Below are 2140 nucleotides of genomic sequence, written 5' to 3'. Positions count from 1 at the left end.
GGGTTCATTGTTGTTGTGACCTGCGTTGATAGTGGTGTTGTCGGGCTCGGTATTGGTGTTTTCGTCGCCAGAGTGACCAGCGGAGGGGGTCAGCGATGGCATGCAGTGGTGTGAGGACGAGGATCGTGAAGAGTTTGCGGAACTCGTTGACCGACAACCGGATCAGTCCAGGTTCTGAGGGTTGGGCCAGGCGTTCAGTGGCGGTATGCACGGCCAGGAAGGCGTGCGCAGCCATGACCAAGGTAATCCAGCGGTGCCAGGACGTCCACGTCCGCACTTGATGCTGATCCAGACCGGTCAGGCCTTTGCCGCTCTGGAACGATTCCTCGACCGTCCACCGCCGCCCGGCGACTCGGACGTACTGGTTCAGCGGCACCGGTGCCGGGCTGTAGCAGCGATAGAAGGCGAGCTCGCCGGAGCTATCGTTGCGCCGCACCAACACGTGACAGAGGCCAACATCGGGACGCTCGGTGGTCGCGATCAAGGCCCAGGAGTACCAGCGGTGTCCTTTGCTACCGGCGCCGGCAGACATCTTGTGCCAGGACCGCGGCGGTAGATTCTCAGCAAGGGCATCGACCCGGATCTTCCCGGCGGCTGTGGGGACCTGCCGATTGCATCCGACGGCCAGGACGTAGCCGATCTGTCTGTTGTGCAACGCTTTTCGTAGGTTCGGGTCTGCGCCGTACACTTCATCGCCAGCGACCCACGAGGCCGGAACGTCGGCGTCGAGGGCCGCCTCGACCAGCGTGGTTGCCAGGGCTGGTTTGGTAGCGAACTCGACCGTGTCAGGGACCCCGGCCTTGGTCCTTCGCTGCGGGTCGGTGGCCCAGGTGTGCTGCGGCAGGTACAGCGCTCGGTCGATCAGGGTGTGTCCGCGAGCGGCGGCGTAGGTCAGGTAGACCGCGACCTGACAGTTCTCCGTGCGTCCGGCGGTTCCGGTGTACTGGCGTTGTACCCCAACGGTGTTGGTGCCCTTCTTCAAGTCGCCGGTCTCATCAACGACAAGCACCGCATCAGGGTCGGCCAGGTGGTCGATGACATAGCTGCGAACGTCATCGCGGACCAGATCAGCGTCCCATTTAGCGCGGGACAGCAAGTGCTGCAGTCGGTCAGGGGTGCCATGGCCCGATAGTTCGGCGATAGTCCAGCAGTTCTTGGAACCTATATCGGCCAGCAAACCCAGCACCAGCGCACCGGCGTTGCGTCGTGCTTCGACCCGCGCGAACCGCGACGAGAACGACTCCAACAACCCATCCAGGCCCGCATGCCACCGCTCATGGTCTACCCTCAGTGCTGCGGTTGCCGCAGCTGATCTGGATGTCTTCACAAACTCGAGATCATGCCGCGGCAACCGCGCCTACCAGCGCAAACACGCCGAAACTACCTATCTACGGCTGTAGTATTAGGAGCCGCGGGGGCCGCGGCCCTGGTGGCACCGGCGACACCGTGGACGTGGTCACCCGCGGGATCGGTCCCGGGCACCGGCAGCGGCGCCGACCCCAAATATGTCTGGGACGTCGAAGCAGACCCCGTGGTCGCCGGCCTCCTGGACCGCGGCGAGGTGCCCAAGGTCAACGAAATCCTCAAACACTGGACCAAGAACTCGCAACCGCTACCGGCAGGGCTGCCATCAGAACTCCGCGACTTCATGGAACACGCCAAACAACTCCCCGCCTGGGCCGACGAGCAAAAGCTCGTCAGCGCAGTCAACTTCAACCAAAAACGCGGCACCTACCTCGGCGTCCTCTACGGCTTCGCCAGCGGCATGATGAGCACCGTCATCCCCAAAGAAGCCCGCGCGGTCTACTACTCCAAGGGCGGCGCGGACATGAAAGACCGCATCACCAAAACCGCGAAACTCGGCTACGACATCGGCTCACTCAACGCCTACCAACCCGACGGCGAAATGGTCGTCACCTGCGTCAAAACCCGCCTCGCACACGCCGCGGTCCGACACCTACTGCCACAATCGCCGCACTGGGTGAACTCGGCACCCGAAGACATACCCATCAGCCAAGCCGACATCATGGTCACCTGGCACTCGCTGCCCACCACCGTCATGCGCAACCTCACAAAGTGGAAAGTCCCGATCGCCGCCGACGAATCCGAAGGATTCCTGCACTCATGGCAGCTGGCAGCA

The 2140-nt window shown here is 63.1% G+C and carries 1 protein-coding gene and 1 pseudogene; one reads left to right on the top strand and one right to left on the bottom strand.

The features are described from left to right. Nucleotides 1-4 precede the first annotated feature (4 nt). Entirely contained in the window at nt 5-1246 is a 1242-nt protein-coding gene (locus BFL43_RS00095; RefSeq protein ID WP_084889687.1) for an IS701 family transposase, read from the bottom strand. A gap of 93 nt (nt 1247-1339) precedes the next feature. On the opposite strand from BFL43_RS00095, the pseudogene BFL43_RS00090 reads away from it, so the two are divergent. Beyond that, nucleotides 1340-2140 (top strand): annotated as a pseudogene (locus BFL43_RS00090) (oxygenase MpaB family protein); the annotation flags it as partial.

The sequence above is a fragment of the Williamsia sp. 1135 genome (assembly GCF_002095395.1).
GTDB lineage: Bacteria > Actinomycetota > Actinomycetes > Mycobacteriales > Mycobacteriaceae > Williamsia.
This window is presented reverse-complemented; position numbering and strand designations above follow the sequence as displayed.